General features: G+C 61.1%; 11 protein-coding genes and 2 pseudogenes. 5 read left to right on the forward strand and 8 right to left on the reverse strand.

The genetic code is table 11. The features are described from left to right. Positions 1 to 28 precede the first annotated feature (28 nt). The 6 genes from BFP96_RS06680 to BFP96_RS06705 form a co-directional block, all read right to left on the reverse strand. Positions 29 to 1369: an MFS transporter gene (locus BFP96_RS06680; protein WP_065935869.1), complete on the reverse strand. Its 1341-nt coding sequence runs from the start codon at positions 1367 to 1369 to the stop codon at positions 29 to 31. Positions 1370 to 1424: 55 nt separating this feature from the next. Further along, positions 1425 to 2249 (reverse strand): aspartate/glutamate racemase family protein, encoded by an 825-nt coding sequence (locus BFP96_RS06685; protein ID WP_065892493.1) that lies wholly within the window; start codon positions 2247 to 2249, stop codon positions 1425 to 1427. Between the two features lie 33 nt (positions 2250 to 2282). Next, the gene (locus BFP96_RS06690) at positions 2283 to 3173 is read right to left on the reverse strand and encodes a hypothetical protein (protein ID WP_065892494.1); all 891 of its coding nucleotides are present in this window, start codon (positions 3171 to 3173) and stop codon (positions 2283 to 2285) included. Between the two features lie 65 nt (positions 3174 to 3238). Beyond that, the gene (locus tag BFP96_RS06695; RefSeq protein WP_065935870.1) at positions 3239 to 4897 is read right to left on the reverse strand and encodes a hydantoinase B/oxoprolinase family protein; all 1659 of its coding nucleotides are present in this window, start codon (positions 4895 to 4897) and stop codon (positions 3239 to 3241) included. 13 nt (positions 4898 to 4910) lie between these two features. Continuing rightward, complete coding sequence (locus tag BFP96_RS06700) at positions 4911 to 6995, reverse strand: hydantoinase/oxoprolinase family protein (RefSeq protein WP_065892496.1); 2085 nt, start codon at positions 6993 to 6995, stop codon at positions 4911 to 4913. A gap of 175 nt (positions 6996 to 7170) precedes the next feature. Further along, positions 7171 to 9726: a LuxR C-terminal-related transcriptional regulator gene (locus BFP96_RS06705; protein ID WP_256548838.1), complete on the reverse strand. Its 2556-nt coding sequence runs from the start codon at positions 9724 to 9726 to the stop codon at positions 7171 to 7173. A 481-nt stretch (positions 9727 to 10207) separates the two neighbouring features. On the opposite strand from BFP96_RS06705, the gene BFP96_RS06710 reads away from it, so the two are divergent. The 5 genes and pseudogenes from BFP96_RS06710 (at position 10208) to BFP96_RS06725 (ending at position 17646) form a co-directional block, all read left to right on the forward strand. Beyond that, complete coding sequence (locus BFP96_RS06710) at positions 10208 to 11848, forward strand: methyl-accepting chemotaxis protein (protein WP_065935871.1); 1641 nt, start codon at positions 10208 to 10210, stop codon at positions 11846 to 11848. 246 nt (positions 11849 to 12094) lie between these two features. Further along, positions 12095 to 12769 (forward strand): annotated as a pseudogene (locus BFP96_RS31730) (PAS domain-containing protein); the annotation flags it as partial. A gap of 105 nt (positions 12770 to 12874) precedes the next feature. Continuing rightward, positions 12875 to 13309 (forward strand): annotated as a pseudogene (locus BFP96_RS31735) (methyl-accepting chemotaxis protein); the annotation flags it as partial. Between the two features lie 85 nt (positions 13310 to 13394). Further along, positions 13395 to 15164 carry a putative bifunctional diguanylate cyclase/phosphodiesterase gene (locus BFP96_RS06720; RefSeq protein WP_065935872.1) on the forward strand — a complete coding sequence of 590 codons (1770 nt, stop codon included), beginning with the start codon at positions 13395 to 13397 and terminating at the stop codon, positions 15162 to 15164. 76 nt (positions 15165 to 15240) lie between these two features. Further along, positions 15241 to 17646 carry a TonB-dependent receptor gene (locus tag BFP96_RS06725; RefSeq protein WP_065935873.1) on the forward strand — a complete coding sequence of 802 codons (2406 nt, stop codon included), beginning with the start codon at positions 15241 to 15243 and terminating at the stop codon, positions 17644 to 17646. Positions 17647 to 18156: 510 nt separating this feature from the next. Here the strand turns inward: BFP96_RS06725 and BFP96_RS06730 are convergent. After that, positions 18157 to 19497, reverse strand: a complete 1341-nt coding sequence (locus tag BFP96_RS06730) for an LLM class flavin-dependent oxidoreductase (RefSeq protein WP_065935874.1) — start codon at positions 19495 to 19497, stop codon at positions 18157 to 18159. Between the two features lies 1 nt (position 19498). Beyond that, positions 19499 to 21050 (reverse strand): TonB-dependent receptor (locus BFP96_RS06735; protein ID WP_065935875.1); only part of this gene is annotated, 1552 nt, incomplete at its 5' end.

Below are 21050 nucleotides of genomic sequence, written 5' to 3' on the forward strand. Positions count from 1 at the left end.
CGCGTGTGAAAGCGCGATGTGTTGCACGTCAGTCCAGTGTCTTGCCTTCGGTTTCGGGAATGAACAGCGTCAGCACCACGGTGACCAGCATGAAGGCGTTGATGAAGGTGGTGGTGATGTTGAACGAGGTGCCATAGGCCACCAGCGCACCGATCAAGGAGGGGGCGAGGATGTTGGCGATGCGTTGGGCCAGAATCGCCCAGGCGTAACCGATGGTGCGTAGCCGGGTGGGGTACAACTCGGCGATCCAGGTGCCCCAGACGCCCCAGGCACCCAGGCTGAAGAACGCCAGCGCGAAGTTGCTCAGGTACAGCATCTCCAGTGTTTGTGAGTTGGCAAAACCATAGCCGGCGATCACCGAGGCGCTGATAAAACCGACGATGATCTTCTTGCGACCATAGCGATGGGTCAACCATGACGCGGCTATGTAGCCGGGGATCATGCACAGCGCTGACAGCGCGATGAAGCCATAGCTCTGCGGCAGGGTCAGGCCGCGTTGTTGCAGCAACGTCGGCAGCCAGGTTTGCAGGCCCCAATAGCCCCAGGAAAACGTGAAATTGACCAGGATCTGCAACGCGCTGACTTTCAACAACGCCGGGGCGAACAGCTCCCGTTGCCGACCGCGGTTGACCGTGTCCACCTGCAGTTGGCAGTCCTGCGGCACCTGCACGGCACCTCGGCTCAGGCGGGCGAGCACGGCGCGGGCCTGCGGCTGGCGCCCCACACTGGCCAGCCAGTACGGCGACTCCGGCACCCAGCGCGCGACCACCAGTGCCCACAGGCCACCGAGTGAACTCACCGCAATGACCGTGCGCCAGCCATAGGGCATTAGCCACACGGTAGCCCCCAGCGCCAGGAGCATGCCGATTGGCCAGCCCGACGCCAGGTATACCGTCAAGGCGCCTCGCTGGCGCACAGGCAACAACTCCTGGTAGTGGGCGAAGGTGACCACCATCATGCCCACGGCCGCGACGCCGGAGAGCAGTCGCAGTACGTACAGGGTGATGTAGTCCGGCGCGAAGGCGCTGGCCAGCGAGATCACGCCGTAACTGGCCAGGCTCCAGATCACCGCCCCCTTGCGTCCGATGCGTTCGGCCAGCTTGCCCCAGATCAACGAGCCCAGCAGCATGCCGATGAACATGGCGCCAATCAGGTGGCCGACGGCTAAAGCGTCCAGCGCAAAGTCCTGGGCGATCAGCGGCGCGGTGTAGACAATGATCATCATCTCCCACGCCTCGATGGCGAAGACGAAGAACAACGCAAGGCAACACTTGAGGTGCTCGCGGGTCAGGGGCACATCGCGGAAAACGTCGCCCACTTGCCGGGTGGAGCGTGCTTCGTGCTTGGGCATTGCAATGGATTCGCTCATGAGGGTGAGGTCCCTTTAAGGGAGATGGCCGCTCGGCCATCTCAAGGTTGAGACGCTAGGCGTCCACGCGATTGCCGATGGGCACGGGGCCCTGGAACAGGCCAAAGGTTGTGATCTCGCTTTCAGGCGGTGGCTCGCAGCTGCCAACGCGACTTGGAGACCAGCCGAAGCGTTGCTTCATGCCGGCCAGCGCCTCGGCCATCTTGAACGCGGCCACGACGGGATCGATAACCGGCACGCCCACCTCACGCTGCACTTGCTCAAAGAAGCCGAACTCAATGGTGCAACCCAGGATAATGGCTTCGGCGCCGTCTTCTTCGACGGCCCGAATGGCTTGTTCAATAATGCGGCGCCGGGTGAGGGCAGGGTCTTTCTGGAATTCATCGACGCCCATTGCGAGTGCGCGCATCGAAGCAAGTCGATCTCCCGCGCCATAGCCACGAACGCGCCCACGCATCTGCTCCATCCACTTGTCACGCCCGACAATAATCGAGTAGCGGTTGGCCAGTTGTGCGGCCACCTGCAGGCTCGACTGGCAGGGCGCGACAACCAGGCAGTTGCCGGAAATTTCTCGCGCGTCCTCCAGCGCCGGATCGTAGAAGCAGCCGATCACCAAGGCGTCGATGTGCTGCTGGGCGCAATCACGCGCAATGCGAACGGTGCGTTCATAGGTCAGTGCCTCATAGGTCCGGTATTCCAGGTGCGTCGGACTGGGCGCCATGTCAAAGGACACCACTTCAACGTGGGTCGACGGTTGTTTAATGCCGTGCAGTAAGTCGGCAATCGGTGCATCAAAGGTGGGGCAGCCAATCGGATTGAGCCAGCGTACCGAAACCGCTACATCGTGGGGCTGGAGGGGAGGGGTTGTTGCAGTATCCATGCGCGATGTCCTCACATCAAAGGGGTGCCAGGGCTAGAAGAACTTCACCAGCGCCATGGTCAGTTCAGTGGAGCGCGGCAGATTGGCGCTGCGGTAGTAATCGAAATTCATATTGGCGGACAGGAAGAGCTCTTGTTGGGCAAACCCGGTGTAGGTCATGGAGGGGCCGATCTTTCCCACACGCGACGATGCAAAGCTTGCGGCCGCGCGGTTATTGACGTGGTAGACGTGATGCACGCCCAGCCAGAGGTCATCGCGCACCAGGTAGCCTGCGGCAATGTCGGCGAACCAGTAGCTGATGCCGCCACGCAGCTGGCGCAGGTCGCCGTCCCCCAGGTCGGTGGAGTTGCGATTGCGTGCGGCGTAATGCACGCCGGCGGGGGTGAAAGTGGCGGCGAATTTGCCCTGCCGCCAATAGTTGGCCACGCTGAAACTGACCGCGTAACGGTTGGCAAAGGCACCGTAGCCGGCGACCTCGTTGTTGCCGTTGGGAAACTCGACCATCAGTGTCGGGTTGACCCAGAACGTGGTGTAGTCCGCAGCGCCGTAGGCACTGGTGGGTTCAAGCACGTTGTAGTAGTAGGCGAGGCCGAGATTGGGGGAGGCAATTCCCCATGGGCTGGTGTTCTTCGCACCTTGGGTACTGGCGTAACCCGGGACGGCGCCCACCCAGAACTGCAATTGATCGCGGGTGGTGTCGGTAAAGCCGGTTTCGGAAAAGTACGCCAGCACCGTGTTGCCGCCAGCACGTACATTGCCTTCGGCGTCGCGGTTGAACACGGGAAAGGTTTCCAGGGCCCAGCGCCCGGGCAACCCGGGTTGTCCAAAGCCAATGAACTGTTCGGCGTGGGCCGAAGGGCTGTTGCCCAGCACCAGCGCCAGCGAAACCACAGCGCCGAAGCGCGTCAACGGATGTTGCAACATGACGATTCCCTCTTATTGTTGTAGGTGAACGCATGGGAAGGCCGCCGCTTGGCGGCGGGTTGGGGTCAGGGCATGACGCCGTACACGGCGTATGCCGTTCGTTCGTCGAGGTAGCCATTCTTCAGGTCGTTGCGCACGGCGGCGGGGTCGCGTGCGGCCGGCGGTCCGTAGCCCCCGCCGGCACCGGTGCGTACGCGTACCAGGTCGCCTGCATTGAGCGGCACTGCGCTGGCCATGGCGTAGCGTTGCGGCGGCTGGTCACCGCGCAGGACTTCGACGTAGTTGGGCGTGCCGTCCAGACCCTCTTGCAAGCCCCATGGTGGTACGACCGAGCGGGTGTAGCCGCAGGTCAGGAAGCTGCCGTCGGCCCGCACGCGGTAGTCGATGCAAATGCCGCGACCGCCCCGGAACTGCCCATGCCCGCCCGGTTCGTCGTTCAACGCCATGCGTTCCACGTACAGGCCGTAGCGGGCCTCGCACACCTCAACCGGACAGTTGTAGGTTTCGCCGTGCAGCCCGGAATAAACGGCGTTGTTGCCATCGCGTCCGGGCTCAGCGCCCCAACCACCAATCTCTGGCTCCACCAGGGTAAAAACGCGGCCGGTGTCCGGATGCCGACCGCCGATAATGGTGGCGCAGACCGAAGCGAAGTTGCCGGCGGGCAGCCGATTGGGGAACCGCTGGGCCAGACAGCGCAGGATCAGGTCATGCACGCGGATCAGGTTCTCGAAATAGAAGCCTTCAGCCGCCGGTGACTGGGCATCGAACAGCGAGCCCGGACGCGTCAGCACCGTCAGCGGACGGAAGGTGCCGCCGTTGGTGATGCCCTGCGGTGCCGTCAGCGCCTTGAAGACCATCTGCGCCGCCACCACGGCGCCGTCCCGGCTCAGGTTGGTTGGCCCTGCGCACTGGTCGGGGTTGTCGCGCAAGTCGATAGTCAAGGTGTGGTCATGAATGTGTACGGTGACCTTGAAGAGGCTGCCGTCGTCCTGCGGTTCCTCCAGAAACAGGCTGGCATTGGGCAGCTCCATCAGGGCCTTGCGCGAAACCTTTTCGCCCAAGTCCATGAAGTCCTGCATGGCCATCAGGAACAGGTCCGTGCCGTATTTGGCGGTCAGCTCACGCAGGCGCAAGGCTCCACTGCGCACCGCTGCCACGCCCGCCCACAGGTCGCCCTCCATGAAGTCCGGCATGCGCGTGTTGGCGCGCAGGATCTGCAACACGGAGCGAATCGGTTGGCCGCGGCTGATCAGCTTGACCGAGCACAGGCGCAAACCTTCCTGGAAGATATCGGTGGCCTGGGTCGACAGCGACCCAGGCACCATGCCGCCGACATCGTTCCAATGGGCAATGTTGGCGGTCCAGGCCACACGCCGCCCGTCGGCGAACACCGGCATGGCCAGCACCACATCATTGAGGTGGGTCACAGCGCCGCTGTGAGGGTCGTTGCAAATGAAGACATCGCCGTCCTGGATATCGTCGGGGCCGGTATGGTGCAGCAGGATCTGTTTGACCGCCTTGTCCAGCACGCCGACAAAGGCCGGGATCCCGGCCCCGGAACTGGCGATGTCACCGTGGGTGTCGGTGATGCCGGTGCCCATGTCCAGCACCTCGTAGATCACCGGGCTCATCGCCGCCTTGCGCATGGCGGCGAACATCTCGTCGGCAATGGCTTGCAGCGAGTTCTGGATAATGTCGCGGGTGAAGATGTCGAGTGTATGCATGGTGATATCCCCGTCAGCCGTTGAGCGTGATGTGCAGGTTGCCGAGGCGGTCCACGAGCACGTGGTTGTGCGGGTGAACCACGACGGTGGTGCCGGCGTCTTCAATCACGGCGGGGCCGTCAAAGCACATGTACGGCTCCAGCAGGGCGTAGTCATAAATGGCCGCTTCGTGAATGCCGTCCGTGGCGTAGTCGACTTGGCGTTGGCCCTTGCGGGCGGCGTCAATCGTGCGCCCGGTGACGGGGAGGGCCTGGGGGATCAACTTGTCGATTTGGGCGACAGCGACCAGATGGAAACCGACAATCTCCAGCGGCGCCTCGAGGCGATAGGTGTAGTGCTGTTCATAAAGCGTGTGGAAGCGCTGTGCGATGTGTTTCCAGTCACTGTCCAGGCGTTCATCAAGGCCCAGCGGTACTTCCACCGAATGCTCCTGGTTCTGGTAACGCAGCTTGCAATGCACCTGAAGTTCGACCCGCTCCGGGGGCACAGCCTCGGCCGTGAACTGCTCGCGGGCGCTGGCCACCAGTTCCTCCAGGAATGCTTGGGTGTGCTCCAGGGCCTGTGACTGCGTGGTGTCAACAAAGCGATTGATGAACAAGTCACGACGCAGATCCGAAAGCGTCATGCCCCATGCCGAGAACACCGAGGCCCCACGGGGGACGATGACCTTTTTAACCCCCAGTTCCTGGGCCAGGGCCACTGCATGCAGTGCACCTCCACCGCCAAAGGCCATCAACGTCAGCTCGCGTGGGTCGTGGCCACGGCTCAATGACACCAGCTTCAAGGCGTTGACCATATTGTTGTTGGCCAGGCGTATTACGCCGCGTGCGATCTCATCGGCAGGCAGTTGCAGGCGCTCGCTCAGCGCGTTGAAACCCTGGGCGACGGCCTTGACGTCGGCGCTCACTTCGCCGCCGCAGAAGTACTGCGCATTGATGCGGCCCAGCGCCAGATTGGCGTCGGTGGTGGTGATCTCGGTGCCACCTTGGCCATAGGCGGCCGGGCCGGGCACGGCGCCGGCGGACTGTGGGCCGACATGCAGCTTGTCGAATGCGTCGACCCAGGCGATGGAGCCTCCACCATTGCCGATTTCCACCAGGTCCACCACCGGCACCATGATCGGGTAGCCGGCATTGATTCGGTCGCGCTCGATCCAATAGTCCGTCTTGATCGCAACCTGACCGTTGCGGATCAGCGCGCATTTGGCCGTGGTGCCGCCGATGTCCAGCCCGAGCAGGTTGGGCTCATCGATCAACCGGCCCAATTCGGCCGCTGCCCAGAAGCCACTGGCCGGCCCGGACTCGACCATGGTGATAGGGATATCGCGGGCATGGGCCACGCTGTCGACACCGCAATTGGACTGCATGATGTACAGCGGCGCCTGATAGCCCTCGCTGCGCAGGCCAGCCTCCAGCTCATCCAGGTAGCGGGCGGCGATCGGTTGCACATAGGCCGAGAGGGCCGTCGTACTGGTGCGCTCGTATTCGCGCCACTCGCGGGTGATCTGGTGCGAGGCAACCACCGAGACCTCGGGCCACAAGCGTTTTACCTCGTTCAACACCGCCTGTTCGTGGCTGGGGTTGGCATAGGCATGCAGCAGGCAGATGGCGATCGCTTCAACGCCATCGGCACGCAAGCCCTCAATCATGGCCGGCAGTTCATCCAGCGCCAACGGCTCGCGTTCGCGCCCATCGGTGCACAGGCGTCCGGCAACTTCCAGGCGTAGGTAGCGCGGCACGAACGGGGCGGGCTTGACCCACTTCAGGTTGAAATAGTCGGGCCGGTTGGCGCGTGCGATTTCCAGGATGTCGCGAAAACCTCGTGTGGTAATCAGGGCGGTTTTGACCCCACGGCGTTCGGTCAAGGCGTTGATGACCACCGTGGTGCCATGGGCGAGAAAATCAACCTGCGACAGGGTGACCCGAGCCTTGCGGATCACATTGAGAATGCCCTGGGCAAAGTTCGGCGGGGTGGTATCGACCTTAGCGGTACGGATCGTCTGTTGACCGGTGACGGGATCGTTCTCGAAGTACACCAGATCGGTGAAGGTGCCCCCCACATCGGTCGCGACGCGCACAGTCTTGCGGTTTGATTGCACAGTGCATCTCCTGAGGTTTGTTGTTCTTGTCAGGCACAGGAGATGGCTGCCGTCGCGACCCTCCTCTGCGGATGGTCACGATGCTAGGCAGGGCCTCGGGCAGGTTGCTACGGGCGGGGCGGGTAAGGGGCGGGCAATCGCGCGTTGCCCCTACCCAGGTGGGTAGGTTTGCGGCTCAGAGCGAGGTGTCGAGATAGCCTTCGCGCAGTGCCGCGCTGATGGCGGCTGTGCGGTTGTCCACTCCCAGTTTGGCGAACAGGTGCTTGAGGTGAAATTTCACGGTGTTTTCGGAGATATCCAATGCGAGCGCGATCGCTTTGTTGGATTGACCCTGAGACAGCAGGCTCAGCACCTGGCGTTCCTTTGCACTCAACACGCTGTGTGCGGGCATGGGATGTGCCCGCCAGCCGCGCAATCGCTTGATCACCGAGGTGAGCATCGGTGGTGGCGCCGGATAGTCCAACAACGCCGGCAGCAGGCTCGGCCCGACTTCCAGGAGCAATCCTGGCAGGCCATGCTGGATGATCGGGGCCAGGGTCTGTTCGGTGTCCTCGGCATGAAGCGTGCGCACCTTGCCGCTGGCGGCCAAGGCCATCAACCTCAAGCGCCAGGCCGGCAGGAGCAACGCTTTTGTCTCCATCTGCGCGGCGACACGTTGCAGGCGGGTCAGCGCGGCAGCCGAGAGGCCGCTCTGCAACTGCAGACGGGCCAATGCCAGCGTGGCGGCTTCTTGACCACGCCAATCCTGGGCACAGTTGGCGATGCGCTCCAGGTCCATCTGTAAAAGCGCCTGGCGGGCGATAGGCAGTTGCCCTCCCTGCACCCACGCATCGATACGCCAGGCCTGCACCAACCTTGATAAACGTGGCCATTGGCGGGCATCAGCCAGTTGGTCGACATGGTTCAGTTCCAATAGAGCCGCGTGCAGGCCATGGCTACGCAACCGCGTGCGCCAGGTGAGTTCAGCCGTTACGGCGACAATATCCAGCCAACCGTCGGCATGCTCCAGCGCGGCCCAGCCGTCCTCGAGCCAAGGCCGGGTCTGCGCCCATTCACTTTGCCAATACAGATGCCTGGCCTTGAAACAGCCCACCAGCGCCCGCAATGAACTTTCCTGGCCGAATTGCCGGGTGGCAAACGTCAGGGCCTGCTCCAGCAGCACACTTGCTTCATCGATACGTCCAGCGAGTGCCAGGGCTTGCGCCTCGTGAATACGGCAATAGTTTTCGCCGCGTGGGCTGGCAATGACGCGCATTTTGACGTGTGCATCTCTGATGGTGCGCAAGCTCGATTCCAGTTCGCCGCGTGTCAGGGCGGCCAGGGCCAGCACGCACTCCAGGGTGGCTTGCGCGAGTGTCTGGTCGAGGGCGGAGGGGCCGGCATGGACGCTCAGGGTGTCGGCGTCAAGAGTGTCCAGGTGGTCGTGATAGGCCGCTGCGAGGGTCTGGATGACGTGAAAGTCGCGGGCCAGTCGCGCGTCTGCGGCGACCTTGCCGCTGGCGCGTTGCAGCAACTGCGTCGACAGCGCGTGATCGCCCAGCTTGGCGTGCAGATAGGCCTGGAGCAGCAGGAGATCGGGATGGCTGTTGCATGTGGCGGCATCGAACTGTTGCAGCAGACCTTGGGCGTAGCGGATGCCATGGTGCAATACCAGCTCCCACCCCCCGGCGCTGACCACCAGGCTCACCGCCAATGGGATGTCGTCAGCCTTGAGCGCATGGTGAACGGCCTGGCTCCAATCCTTCTGGCCCGCGAGCCAGTGTGCCGCAGCGCAATGAATAGACTGGCGCTGCCGGCTGTTGACTCGCAGTCGCAGGAAATCCCGCAAAAGGGTGTGGTAGCGAAACCATTGGCGCTCCGGATCCAGCGGAATCAGCAAGGTGTCCAGGTGGGCAAGTTGTTGCAGCCGTTCGGCACTGTCATGACGACCACCCACCGCATCTGCCAGGTCGGCATTGAAGCGTTGCAGCAGGCTCGTCTGCAGCAGCAGTGACTGGCAGTCTTCGGACAGGCTAGTGAATATGTGCGTGGTGAGGTAGTTGGCGACATCCGCCACACCGCCGGAGAAGGCGGTCAGACCATAAATCGAACCGTCGTTACTCGTGCGCCATAAGCGGGCCAGTTGCACTGCCACGGCCCACCCTTCGGTGGCCTTGTGTACCTGGCACAAGGCAGCGGCGTCCAGATCAGCGCCGAGAATGCCACGGGTTTCTTCAAGGGACAGGGTCAACGCCTGTGCACAGACTTCGTGTACCCAACCCTTGGCTTTCCAACGTGACAATGGCCAGTCCGGTTGTGCGCGGCTGGCCACCACCCAGTGCAGCCAAGGCGCCGCATGCTCCAGCAAATGGCTCAAAATGGCGCTGACCTCGGCACTGGCAGCGAGATGGTAATCATCCAGAAACAGGGTGACTACCCGGTTTTCCCGGGCAAGTGCCTGCAACAAGGCATTGAGTGTGCGTCGTGGCTGCACGTCCATCGCCTGTGAGGCCGCCAGAGAGGGCAAGTGCGCCAGTTCAACCCCAGCCTGGTCCAGGGACAGGATCAGGTAGGCCAGAAAACGGTTGGGTTCGACATCAGCCTCATCCAGCGACAGCCAGGCCGATACCGTATCGGGCGCTTGTTGCCGCACAGCTGCATGCCATTGCATCAGCAAGGTGGTTTTGCCATAGCCCGCCGGAGCCGTCAGCAACGTCAGCGGGACAGGCGCGTTCTGCTTCAGGGAAGCCAACAGCGTTTCTCGCGCAACAGATGTCGGCAACACCTGCGGCGGCGTCAGCTTGCCCACCCAGTACCCTGCGTTTGTTGAATGGGAGGAGGGAGTTTGATTCATCGTGAGCGTCACTGGTGAAGAGGTTTTGGCATTGTTGTAACAGCAAAGTCGCGGAGGCATGGGTTAACTGTGTTACAGCTTTTGCATTCAAGGGGGTATAACCGGAGTGACTCCAGACCCCGCTGCCCTCGCGGCCGACGCCTTTGATCCCAGGGGCCATACCGAAAATAAATTCATTTGTTTTCTGCAAGCTCGCTCTTTTCCAACCTGACCCATGCCCGCGTGATAGCACTGAGCTATCAATGCAGTGCGTAATACTCAATGGATTGGTTATCCGGCATCGACGTATCTTCAACCCACCCAGCGTGATTGGCTCACCGCGCCCCTCGCGTCATCCGCATCAATCCAGTCCCATGACGGGCATATTTCAGAGTAAGCCATGAAGAAAACGCTTTCGTTGGCCACACGCATAGGGCTGAGTTTCGCAGCCATCCTGGCGCTTCTGACGATGATCACAGCCATCGGCATTCAGCGTGTTGGCTTCATCGATGCCACGTTGGGCGATGTCGGTGAAAACGCGGCAAAGGTGCAGCGCTACGCCATCAACTTCCGTGGCAGCGTGCATAACCGCGCCATTGCTATCCGGGATGCGGTGCTCGTGACCAGCGACCATGATCTGGACACATACTTGTCGCAGATCAAAGCCCTGGAGCAAGCCTACGCCGACTCGGCGGCGCCGATGGATCAGTTGTTCACACGCGCAAGCGTGACGGGCGAAGAGCTTCGACTGCTGACCGCAATCAAGGAGATTGAACAACAAACCCTCACATCCACCCAGGCGGTCATTTCACTGCGCCGAGCGGGGGACATTCCCGCAGCCCAGGCGCTGCTGATGCGTCAAACGTCTTTGGATTACAGCGAGTGGTTAAAACGCGTGAATGCGCTGATTGACTATGAAGAGGCATCCATCAAGGCCAAGCTCGGCGCGGTGCAGGAAACGGCCAGCCAGTTCAGTACCCTGATGTTGATCGCGACCGGTATTGCCCTGCTGCTGAGCATCACGTTATCGGCGGTGATTATTCGCTTCGTTAAATCGACATTGGGCGCGGAGCCCACTGAGGTGGCATTGGCCATTGAGCGTCTGGCGGCGGGTGATCTGAACCAGACGATTTCCACTGATTACCCCAAGAGCGTGATGGGGGTGCTCAAAGACGCGCTTGTGCACTTGGCGCAGACTATTCAACAAGTGCGCGGGGCAGCCCAGGAGGTCAATCATTCCTCCATCCAATTGTCGGCCACCTCGTCGACCAACAATGACCAGATCAACCTGCAAACCCATGAAGCCGAGCAGGTGGCTACGGCCATCACGCAAATGGCCGCGACGGTCAGCGAAGTATCCGGCTATGCCGCGCAGGCGGCTGATGCTTCCCGCCTGGCCGACATCGAAGTGGAAAACGGTAATCGATTGGTTGCCAGCACTGCCGTTGCCATTGAGCAACTGGCAATAATGCTGGATCAAACCACGGGTACCGTAAATCAGGTATCCAAATACAGTGAAAATATCGGGTCAGTGATCGATGTCATCAACTCCATCGCTTCTCAAACCAACTTGCTGGCGCTGAACGCTGCTATTGAAGCGGCGAGGGCAGGAGAACATGGGCGCGGATTTGCGGTGGTCGCTGATGAAGTGCGCTCGCTGGCCAACCGTACCCAGCAGTCCACCGAGGAAATTCGGGAGATGATCAGCACGCTGCAAGTGGGGACAGAAGCCGCTTCGCAAACCATGCGCAACAGTTGCGAGCTGGCAAGCCAAACCGTCACACAAACCCGCAGCGCGCAGAGTGCGCTGGCCAGGATCAGCGAGCAGGTTGGCGCCATCAGTCATATGAACGCCCAGATTGCCAGCGCTTCCGTACAGCAGAGTGGCGTGGCCGATGATGTCGCTCAAAACATCAACCGTATTCACGGCTCCACCGTGCAATCAGCCACCGGTTCGCATCAGGTTGCAACCGCTAGCATGGAACTCTCGCAGCTGGCGGATCGCCTTACGGCGAAAGTGGCGTTCTTCACGGCCGCTTAGGGCGCCAGGTTGGCGCAGGACGGCGTCGTTGACACGTCGGGGGCGCAGGTCGGTACTTTAACCTCCCATCATTTATCTGCGTCGAACGGCCTCAATATCATGCAGGCGGTGCCGATAGACTTGTTATGACCCTATAGGCGGTTTTCCATGTTCAATACCAAACTCAAGAACCAGCTTCACGCTCAAACGGCAGAGCTGTTGGAGCTGCGCCAACTGCGCGATGGCCTGAACCGCGAAATGCTGACGATGAGTATCGACCCGGCATTCAAAATTATCGCCTGCAACGAACATTTCGCAGGCGCCTTGGGCTACGACCAGGATCGGCTCCTGGGTCGCGCCATGGCTGATGTTGTTCCGCAGTACGTATCCAAGCTCCCATGCTTCCACAACTTTCGAGCAGCGGTAGCGGCGGGTAAGTCCATCTCTGATGAATACCGATACCTGCACGCCGATGGTTCCCTGGTGTGGCTTCACGCACATTGGCAACCTGTAAAGGATGAAAATGGCAAGTTGAGCCATGTGACCTGCCATGCCACAAACATCACTTCGCGCGTGGAACAAGCGTCGGAAAACACATCCTTCATCGATGCATTACTTCGTTCGACGGCCGTGATCGAGTTCGATCTTTCCGGGCATGTACTCATGGCCAATGAGCAGTTCTTGAAAGCGATGGGCTACAACCTGAACCAGGCAAAGGGCAGTCACCACCGTATTTTCTGCAGGCCGGATGAAGCGTCGTCGCAGAAATACAAGGAGTTCTGGTCTACCTTGAATAAGGGTGAGTTTGTCGCCGGGCGATTTGAGCGTGTTGACAGCAGCGGTAGGACGGTATGGCTGGAAGCGACGTATAACCCGGTTTATGACACCGAAGGAACGCTCTGCAAAGTCGTCAAGTTTGCGACGGTTATCACCGACCAGGTCGCGCGTGAACAGGACGTCAGTGAAGCAGCCCAAACGGCATTTGAGATCTCCCAGCAGACGGATGTAACTGCTCAGCGCGGAGCCGTCGTAGTCAACGATACGATGCACACCATGCGTAAAGTCGCGGGTGATATGCAGGCTGCCTCCGGCGGGGTAGAGGCGCTCGGCAAGCAGTCGTTGTTGATCAGCTCGATCATTCAGACGATCAGCAGCATTGCGCAGCAAACCAACTTGCTGGCATTGAATGCGGCGATTGAAGCTGCTCGCGCAGGTGAGCAGGGGCGAGGCTTCGCTGTGGTAGCCGATGAAGTTCGACAACTGGCCGGCCGCACCAGTACCGCGACTGAAGAAATCGCATCGGTTGTGTTGCAGAACCAGAAGCTGGTGGAACAAACCGTGGCCGAGATGGCAAACAGTAAATCCCAGGCAGAGCAAGGCCTTGAACTTGCCACGCAGGCCGGCCAGGTCATTGTTGAAATTCAGGATGGCGCCAAGAGAGTCGTCGAGGCGGTGGGCAGGTTCGCGACTCAAGTGGCTTAGGTCGCGCAGGAATCGTCGGTCGCACTGCGTATGCATTGGACGTCGAACAATCGTCCTCTATCTCATTACCTTCGTTGAGAGTCTGATGGAACACGCTGAAGATCTGTCAACCCTTGAGCAACGTCGTCTTCTGCGTATTCGAGAGCTATGTCTGCTCGACGATCAGCGCGATGGTACGTTTGATCAAATCGTTGCGCTCTGTGCTGAATACTTCCGGGCACCCATCGTGCTCATTTCAATTGTGGATGAACACAAACAGTGGTTCCGCGCCAAGGTCGGCGTGAGCATCAATGAAACGCCCCGCAGCGAATCTTTCTGTGCTTATACCTTGTACTCGCACGAGCTTCTCGAGGTGCTGGACGCGACGCTCGATCTGCGTTTCCAGGACAATCCCCTGGTCACCGGGCTTCCAGGCATCCGCTATTACGCGGGCGCGCCCCTGACCACTGACGACGGTTTGGGTCTTGGCGCTCTGTGCGTGATCGACACCGTCACCCGGCCAATGATGAGCGAGCAAGATGCCTCAATGCTCAGGCATCTGGCTGGACTGGTGATGAGTCGAATCATTGCGCTCAGATCGGAAAACTATGTTGACCCGGCCACAGGCCTGTACAACCGCGCTCGGCTTGAGAGCGACATCGGCAATGCTCAGAATCGCGCAGAAGTCTGCAGTATCGTCGTGATTGATGTGATCTCTCCCGACTTTTTGAACGAGATAGTCAAGACGTTGGGCTATGAGTTTTCCCTGGAATTGATGCTGGCTATCAAGGAGCGCCTGTTAGGGATTGTCCCATCCGAATCGCGGCTTTACAAAATCAGCCCTACACGGTTCGGCCTTATTTTGCCGTACCCCATTGCAGAAGCTGTCAGCAAAGCCATTATCAATGACTACATCACGCCAGTACTGTGCCACGACATTCCTTTGCAGATGACCGTCGGCGTGGGCTTGTTGAAACTTGAGGGGGCAGGCAAGTCGCCGCATGAGTGTCTGCGTCTGGCCATCAGCGCCGCCGATGATGCCCGGGATCGAATGGTTGGCTGGGGTTACTACGAAGATAAATTGGACGCCGCGCAGCAGCGCACTTTTATTATCCTGAGCTCGCTGGCAACGGCTATAGCCAGTGATGAACAATTTCGAATGGTCTACCAGCCTCGTATTGATATAGGCACCGGAACATGCACGTCGGTTGAGGCGCTACTGCGCTGGGAGCACCCGCTTCTGGGGGCAATCGGGCCTTCCGAGTTCATCCCGCTGGCTGAAAAAACAGCGTTGATGGGGCAGATCAGTCTGTGGGTCTTGCGCAACACGATCGACCAGGCGGCTCAGTGGCAGCGTGAGGGCTTGAATTTCAAAGTGTCGATCAATGTCACGGTGCAGGATATTGAGTCTTCAGTATTCATAAGCGCGCTGGTCCATAGGGTTCGACAGGCTGATTTCGATCCTCGGTTACTGGAAGTGGAGTTGACTGAAAGCGCCCGTATAGGTGACTTCGATAGCGTGCTGCTCCATCTCAAAGAGCTGCGAGCGTTGGGTATCGAGATTGCCATTGATGACTTCGGAACGGGCTACAGTAACTGGTCCCACCTGCAACGGCTGCCCGCCAGTGTCGTTAAGTTGGATCGTTCACTGATTGAAAACCTGGTTCAGCAGTCCAGGAGTCAGCGTCTGGTACGCACAATTATCAAACTTGCCCATTCGTTGGGGTACCGCGTGGTGGCTGAGGGTGTTGAGACCCTTCAAACGTATGAGCTTGTCAGCGGGTGGGGCTGTCATGAGGTTCAGGGATATTTGATCGCAAGGCCGATGGAGGCGACGGCGATACCTGGGTGGCTATCCAATCGCGCCCAGGAATAATTATTCAACTGCAGGCTGTCCCTTTTTTTCACCTCGCCTGTCATTCCAGGCAGTGAATAAAATCGAGAGCCTTCCCATGCCCGCAGTCCCCAACCTGTCCTTGCGTCCCTTACTGAAACTGAGCCTGATGCTCAGCCTCAGCACCAGCCCGCTGTTCATCCCGTTCAGTTACGCCGAAGACGCCGCCGCCCGTCGCAGCTACCAGGTACCCGCCGGCAGTTTGAGCGCGGCGCTGACGCGTTTCGCCGGGCTGGCGGGGGTCAACCTGTCGGTCGATCCGGCGTTGGTCAGCGGCCGCAGCAGCAGTGGCCTGTCTGGCGATTACGCCGTGGAGGAAGGCTTCGCGCGGTTGCTGCAAGGCTCCGGCCTGCAATTGCAACCGATGGGGGAGCAGGCGTATGTGCTGGTGGCGGTGCCGGAGGGCGCGAGCCTGCAATTGGCGCCGACATCGATCGTGGGCACCACGGGGCTGGCCGACGGCGACACCTATGCCGGTGGTCAGGTGGCGCGTCGTGGTTCGCAAGGGCTGCTGGGCGCGCGGGACTTCATGGAGACGCCGTTCAGCATGACCACCTACACCGCCGATGCGGTGAAGAACCAGCAGGCGCGTACCCTCGGCGATCTGATCGCCAGCGACCCTTCGGTGCGCGCCACCAATCCGGCCGGTGGGCGTTATGAGCAGTTCACCATCCGTGGGTTCAGCCTGTTCAACAGCGATGTGGCCTACAACGGCCTGTACGGTGTGTTGCCGACTTACACCATCGACATGGAAATGGCCGACCGCGTCGATATCCTCAAGGGCCCGACGCAGTTGATCAATGGCATCTCCCCACGCGGCAGTGTCGGCGGCGGGATCAACGTGGTGCCCAAGCGGGCTACCGACAAGGACATCAATTCGTTCACCGGCAGTTGGGCTTCCGACAGCCAGGCCGGTGGCGCGGTGGATATCGGGCGTCGGTTTGGCGAGGACAACAAATTCGGCATCCGTTTCAACGGGGTGAAGCAGGCCGGGGATACGGAGTGGGACCATCAGTCGGTCGATCGTGAAATGGCGGTGCTCGGCCTGGACTTTCGCGGCGAGCGCCTGCGCCTTTCCACCGATATCGGCCGTACCGAGCGCGACACCGACGCGCCCCAGGAGCGTGTGCAGGTCGGCGCCAATGCCAGGGTGCCGAGCGCCAATGACGTGCGACGCAACTACGCGCAGTCCTGGAGCAAGGCCAGTACCAACGACACCTTTGGCACGGTCAACGGCGAGTTCGACCTCAGCGACAGTGTGATGCTATACGGCGGGGTAGGCGCGCGTAAGAGCAACCATGACTTCCTGCGCCACGCGGTGTCGGTCACCAATAACGCTGGGGATTTCAGCGTGCTGCCGCGTGATTTTACCCGCGATGAGAACGTGCGCACCGCCACTGCCGGCGTGCGCAGCTGGTTCCACACCGGGCCGGTCAGTCATGAAATCAACCTGGCGGCCAGCTACTTCTACATGGACTTTGAAAACGGCGGCGCGCGGTATGCGGCGGCGCCGAGCAACCTCTACAACCCGGTCCAGACCCGGGTGCCCTCGCGGCCGACGCGCTTTGATTCCAAGGTCTATACCGAAAACACCTTCAGCGGCGTGGCCTTGTCCGACACCCTGGGCTTTTTCGACGACCGTTTGCTGTTGACCCTTGGCGCGCGCTGGCAGCGGGTGCAGGTGGATGACTGGACCGACAACGTCAAAGGCGCCACCGCCTACGATGAAGAAAAGATCTCGCCCTCGGGTGGCGTGCTGTTCAAGGCCACCGACAAGCTGTCGTTGTACGCCAACTATATGGAAGGTCTGAGCCAGGGCAAGGTCGCACCGTCCACCTCGATCAACGAGGACGAAATCTTCCCGCCCTTCATCAGCCGCCAGATCGAAGCAGGCGCCAAGTACGACGCCGGTGCCTTTGCCGTGACCGCCGCGGTGTTCCGTATCAGGCAACCGGCGTATGAGACCAACGCCACCTCGCGGGTGTTCGGCCCCAACGGCAAACGCCAGAACAATGGGATGGAATTGAGCGTGTTCGGCGAACCGCTGAAGGGGTTCCGCCTGCTCGGCGGGGTGATGGTCATCGACAGCGAATTGACCCACACCACCAACGGCACGTTCGACGGCAATCGCGCGCCCGCCACGCCCAAATACAACGTCAACCTGGGCGCCGAGTGGGACGTGCCGACGCTGGAAGGCCTGACCCTGACCAGTCGCGGCATTTACTCCAGCTCACAGTACCTGGACCAGTCCAACGTCAAGCAGATCGACGCCTGGAACCGCATCGACGTGGGCGCGCGCTACGCGTTCAAGGTCGATGACAAGCACATCACCCTGCGCGCCAATGTGGAGAACGTCGCCGACAAGCGCTACTGGAGTTCGGCCGGCGCCTCGGATGACAGCGAGCCGGGATTGACCCTGTCGACACCGCGTACCTACCTGTTGTCGGCCACCGTCGATTTCTGAGGGATGTAAACACATATCAACCTGTGGGAGGGGGCAAGCCCCCTCCCACATTTGATCTCATAGCGCCCGGGATCGAGTAGTGCCAAGACGATTTGCGGGCCGTGCCAAACCAAGGTTTTCCCGCAGTGTAGTGCCTGCCTGTTGTCGGCAACCGCCGATTTCTGAGGGATGTAAACACACATCAACCTGTGGGAGGGGGCTTGCCCCCGATGGCTTTCTGTCAGCTATAAATTATGTGGCTGACACACCGCCATCGGGGGCAAGCCCCCTCCCACATTTGATCTCATAGCGCCCGGGATCGAGTAGTGCCAAGACGATTTGCGGGCCGTGCCAAACCAAGGTTTTCCCGCAGTGTAGTGCCTGCCTGTTGTCGGCAACCGCCGATTTCTGAGGCATGTAAACACACATCAACCTGTGGGAGGGGGCTTGCCCCCGATGGCTTTCTGTCAGGTATGAATTATGTGGCTGACACACCGCCATCGGGGGCAAGCCCCCCTCCCACATTTGATCTCATAGCGCCCGGGATCGAGTGGTGCCAAGACGATTTGCGGGCCGCGCCAAACCGAGGTTTTCCCGCAGTGTGGTGCCGCTGTATTCGCGACGAAACACGCCGCGCCGTTGCAGTTCCGGCACCACCCAGCGGGCCACGTCCTCCAGCCCGCCCGGCAGGTGCGGCACCAGGATATTGAAACCATCCGCCGCGCCGTTTTCGAACCAGTGCTGCAGTTCATCGGCAATCTGCTCCGGCGTGCCGATCAGGCTGTAGTGACCGCGTCCGCCGGCAATCCGCCGCCCCAGTTGCGCCAGTGTCAGTTGTTCACGATGGGCCAGCTCGCTCAACAGTTGCTGGCGGCTGCGTTGCCCGCTGTCGGTCAAGGGCAGCGCCGGCAACGGTCCATCCAGCGGGTAGCCGGACAGGTCGAAATTACCCAGCATGCGTCCCAGCAACGCCACACCCACCTGGGGCTCGACCAGTTCCTGAAACGTGTCGAATTTCGCCCGGGCCTCGGCCTCGGTCTGCCCGACCACCACCAACACGCCCGGCATGATTTTCAGCGAGTCCGTCTCGCGCCCATAGCGGCCCATACGCCCCTTGAGGTCGCGGTAAAAGGCCTGGGCATTGGCCAATGAGGTCTGTGCGGTAAACACCACCTCGGCGGTCTGCGCCGCCAGTTCACGGCCGGTTTCCGAAGAGCCGGCCTGCACGATCACCGGCTGGCCCTGGGGGGAGCGCGCCACGTTCAGCGGGCCTTTGACCCGGAAATGCTCGCCCACATGGTCCAGTACATGGCATTTGAGCGGGTCGTAATAGCCCCCGCTGGCCTTGTCGCGCACGAAGGCGTCGTCGTCCCAGCTGTCCCACAACCCCGTCACCACTTGATGAAACTCGCGCGCGCGGCTGTAACGTGCGGCATGGCCCAGATGCTCATCGCGGCCGAAGTTCAGCGCTTCGGCGGCGTTGTCCGAGGTCACCAGGTTCCAGCCTGCGCGGCCGCCGGACAGGTGATCCAGCGAGGCGAATTTGCGCGCCACGTGGTAGGGCTCGTTGTAGCTGGTGGTGGCGGTGGCGATCAGGCCGATATGCTCGGTCACGGCGCTGAGCGCCGAGAGCAGGGTGAGCGGTTCGAAATGATCCGACCGCGCCATCCGGCTGGCGACCTCACCGGTGGCGGCGGCAATGCTGTCGGCCACGAACAGGGCGTCGAACTTCGCCGCTTCCGCTACCTGTGCCAGGTGCTTGTAGTGGGCGAAATCCAGCCCGGCATTGGCCGGCACATCCGGGTGGCGCCACGCGGCCACATGGTGCCCGGTGGCCATCAGGAACGCGCCGAGTTTGAGTTGACGGCTCATGCTAGAAATCCTTGCGCAGTTGCACGCCGACGTAACGTTCATCGTCACGGGGCACGGCGCGGTAGATGTAGTTGCCGCCGCTGGCCAGCAGCGGTGAGTAGGACTTGTCGGCCAGGTTCTTCGCCAGCAGTGCCACGCGCCAGCCGTGGGTGTAGTCGGCCAGGGCCACGCTGGCGTTCCAGATGCCATACGCACCTTGCTTGGTATCAAGGTTCTGGCTGATGTCGTACTGCACTTCGCTCTGCCAGCTGTAGTCGGTGCCCAGTTCGATATCCAGGCCGTTATCCAGGGGGATGCTGTAGTCGGCGCGCACGTAGCTTTTCCAGTCCGGGCTGTACGGCAGGGGTTTGCCATTCACGTTGCAGGTGGCCGCCGCGCCCGGCGGGCAGGCGAATTGGTCGATGCGCGCACGGGTATAGGCCAGGGCGCCGGAGAGCTTGAGTTGCTGGGTGGCCTGCAGCGCGTAATCGAGCTCGACTCCTTCGGTGCTGACGCTGCCGGCGTTGATCAGGCGCGTCACCACCTGGCCGGCGACGGTGTCGAAAAAGTTGGCCTGGTAATTGTCGTAGGCGCTGTGGAACACCGCCAGGTTGGTGGTCAGGCGGTTGTTCCACGCGCTGGCCTTGATCCCGGCTTCCCAGGTGTTGGAGGTTTCCGGTTTTAACGCCTCGGTGTCACGCGGCTGCATGTTGAAGAACACGTTGTACGCCGGGCCTTTGTAGCCACGCGAGTAAGTCAGGTAGCTGGTGACGCTGTCGCTCAGGTCGTACTGTACACCGAGGCGGCCCGACCACCCGTCCTCGTCCACCGAGCCGGAACTTGCGGTGGCCGGTTGAATGCCGCTGACGGTGGTGGACGAGGTGGACACGCGACGGTGGTCGTACTTCAAGTCGTCATGGGTATAGCGCAACCCGGCGATACCGCGAAAGCGCGAGGTGAAGTTGAGGGTGGTCTCGCCGAACGCCGCGTAGCTGTCGCTGGTGGTGCTGTAGTCGGCGATGCCCCGGTCGGTGCGCGTAGTGGTGGTGAGGGTGCGCCGGTAGGTTTCCTCGTCCTTGCCATGCATGTAGAACAGGCCACCGACGTACTCGAGGAACTCGCCCTTGGGGGAGGCCAGGCGCAGTTCCTGGGAGTATTGGTCGAACGCCAGGTCGCCCTTGTCGGCGGTGCCGGGGAAGGCGGCGCTGACCGTGCCGAGGCGGTCGCCGTCCTGATACTGGGTGTTGTCCCAGCCGCGCCAGGCGGTGATCGACGTCAGGGTGTAGTCGCCCAGGTTCCAGTCCAGTTGGGCCGACAAGCCCTTGTTGGTGTCTTGCACATGGCTGCGGGTATCGGTGTTGATGTCGCGGTTGTCACTGGAGGCGCGAACCGGGCTCAACGCGTTGCCGAACGCCGGGCTCAGGGACTGGCTGACCACACCATTGGGTGCGTCATCGTGGGACTGCATGTAGTCGGCGATCAGGGTCAGCTTCACGTCGTCATCGGGCGTGAATTCCAGCTTGCCGCGAATGCCCTTGTGGTTGTAACCGTTGACCTCCTGGCCATTGTGGCGG

Origin of the sequence: Pseudomonas sp. 34 E 7 (assembly GCF_900005715.1) — a bacterium.
In the GTDB taxonomy this organism is placed as follows: Bacteria; Pseudomonadota; Gammaproteobacteria; order Pseudomonadales; family Pseudomonadaceae; genus Aquipseudomonas; species Aquipseudomonas orientalis_A.